The sequence below is a fragment of the Vibrio nigripulchritudo ATCC 27043 genome, assembly GCF_000222685.1.
Classification (GTDB): domain Bacteria; phylum Pseudomonadota; class Gammaproteobacteria; order Enterobacterales; family Vibrionaceae; genus Vibrio; species Vibrio nigripulchritudo.
On sequence record NZ_AFWJ01000176.1, the window covers coordinates 1 to 2,842 of the forward strand.

General features: G+C 46.2%; 2 protein-coding genes. Both read right to left on the bottom strand.

Annotated elements, in window-relative coordinates; all coding sequences use genetic code 11:
• The coding region (locus RH89_RS14255; RefSeq protein ID WP_004403142.1) for a histidine kinase dimerization/phospho-acceptor domain-containing protein at positions 1 to 2,531 on the bottom strand (2,531 nt) is incomplete at its 3' end.
• Positions 2,528 to 2,842, bottom strand: a 315-nt coding sequence (locus RH89_RS14260; protein WP_004403153.1) for an ABC transporter substrate binding protein, incomplete at its 5' end; no start/stop codon positions are given. The genes RH89_RS14255 and RH89_RS14260, both read right to left, overlap by 4 nt.

Consider the following 2,842-nt stretch of genomic DNA (forward strand, 5'->3'; position numbering starts at 1 on the left):
CCCAGCCCAGTTCCACCAAACTTTCTGGTGGTTGATGTGTCTGCCTGAGTGAAAGCATCGAACAATCCTGCAAGCTGCTCCTGTTTTATGCCAATACCTGTGTCCTTGATTGAACAGTGAAGCTGTAACGTTTCCTCGTTTTGGGTATCAACCCAGGCTTTGACCTGCACACTGCCTGCAGAGGTAAATTTAAACGCGTTGCTGGTCAGGTTGTTCAGTATCTGGCTGAGGCGTGTTGGATCGCCTTTTACTTTTTGAGTGCTTATGCCTTGGGTGTCGATGTCGAAAAGCAGTGCTTTCTGAGTGGCTTTTAGCTGGTGGATTTCCTTTATGTGTTCAAACAGTTCTAACAGGTCAAAATTCACTTCTTCCAGATCAAGCTTGCCTGCATCTATCTTGGAGAAATCCAGTATGTCGTTAATGATGGTGAGCAATGATTTTGCACTGGACATCGCGAGACCCAGTTGCCGGACTTGCTCTTCTTCTAATGCGGTTTGGCTCAGCAGTTCCAGCATGCCTAAAACGCCATTCATTGGCGTACGGATTTCATGGCTCATATTGGCAAGGAATTCACTCTTGGCAACGGCGGCTTCTTCCGCTTTGTTTTTGGCATCTACAATGGTTTTTTCATGCTCAATTTGGTCGGTTATGTCCCTGAAGCTCCAAACCCGCCCAACCAGCGCACCTTCTTGCAGCATTGGGTGAGAGATGCGTTCTATCACCCGTCCGTTTCTTAATTCGAGAGTGTCAAACGAGCGCTCCAGACTGCCAGACGACAATTGCTCCGGCGACAGTGTAAAAGAGGCGGGATCAACAAGCTGATCACGAACATGAGAAATGAAACTCAGTGAGCCACCTTCATCTAGGTATTGATTGGGTAACTGCCACATTGCGCAGAATTGCTGATTCATTTTCAGGTAATTGCCATGTCTGTCGGTGACCAGTAAGCCGTTGTCTGCTGAGTGCAAAATGGTCTCCATCAGGGAGAGTGTCGCTTTAAGTTTGATTTCCGACTCTTTGATGTTGGTAATGTCTTCAACCGAAACAAAGATCCCTGCGACTTCATCGTCGACAATATCGGGAATGTACGTTGCCCGAATGTGTTTTTCCTGCCCGATGCCAACCGACATGTGGCTTTCAAACTGATTTTTGTTTCCTTCCAGCGCTTGTTGTACGAAAGGGTAAACCTCGTTGAAAATCGTTTCCCCGAGTACGATCTTAACGTGCTGATTAAGGATTTCTGATTCTGGTATGCCAAACCAGTCCTGATAAGCTTTGTTCACAAATCGGTAGTGCAGATCTTTATCGACATAAGAAAAAAGCTGAGGAGCGTTGTCACTGATACCACGAATGTATTTGTTGGCTTCTGCCAGTTGAATGTCTTTGATTTCTTTTTCTTTTAATGCAGCTTTTCGGGCGAATATTTCTTCATTCAGGCGTTCTATAGAGGTTGTCTTCGCCTGTAATCCATTGACCATGCCATTGATGGCGTTCCCTAGTTGTGCGAGTTCATCGGTGCCCAGATTAGGAATATTGACGTTCAAATCACCTTGACCAATCTGATTAGCAGCTTGATGCAATACGGCAAGCCGGTGCAGAACCAGATTTCGCAACAGGATGACGATAACAATGGCAATCACCACGCTGCCTACAAAAAAAGAGAACAGTACAAAATGGTTAGATTCGTAAATGGGCTGAAACGCTGAATCTTTGTTGTAAACCACGATGGCTTTGATCACCGCATTGGTTCTGGCGAGGGGCTGGCTGGTTATTAAATGCTGTTCTTCTGGCTGATAAATCTGCCCAGTCTGATACCTGGGTGGAAGCGCACCCATATGCGAATATGAAGCGTAAATTTTGTCTTGGATGTCTGTAAGCAAAAGCAGCTCCAATGGCCGTCCTGCACTGGTTATGGAGCGGGTTACTTCACTTAACAGGTTGTAAGCAATTTCGGTCCAGTTAGCTGAAATGACAACCTTGCCAAGGATTTTTCCTCTGACTTGTACGTGCGCAATAAACCATTGGGACAAATGCTGATCCAGTCCAAGCTCGGGAAGATAAGGATCCAGCATTACCTCGCCAATCACAGTTTTTGTGCCGTCAGACTCTTTGTACATCGGATGAGAATGAACACTCTCAAGCAGCAGTTTTTCTCCGTTAATCTTCTTGCCCTGATGATCCCGAGTTGTCGTGGCAAACACCGTGTTTTCTTCATCCAGCACCAGAATGTAGTTAATGAAGGGATAGACTTCGAGCTGATCGTTAAGAATCTGATTGATTCCCCGGTTTTCCAGCAAATCCAGCGCTTTGGCGATATCTCGGTTTCGGGCAATAACCTGCGCAATGGCAACGTTATTCTCAATGCTGTTGTTGAGCGCGTTTAGTGCATATTTCGAGTCAATGGTCATCTCATTGAACAACCGCTCCGACATGTCTTGCTTGGTGCTGGATACGAGCAGATAACCCATAGCAGCCATAAGCATACTCAGGGTAGAGATGACGGTGAGAACAACTTTGGTGGTCAGCTTCATTCTGAAACCCAGGTGACCATGTCACCAATATCATCAGGAATGCGGATGTTCAGAAGTTGCATGGCTTTTCGGTTCACCAGAAACTGCGGGGGTTCCTGTAACTCAGAGGACAATTGAGTTGGAGGAGTGTTATTGATTAATATTTGCCCGGCTTTGCGCCCCGCGATTTTGCCAAGGGTATAGAAGTCGGCGACAGGTCCAAAAGTCGAACCTTTCAGAATCCCGGATTTGTTGGAGCTTAATATCGGCACCTTAAATTCGTGTGACACCTTAATGAGTGCTTCTTCACCACCAGACTGCATCAGAGTGTC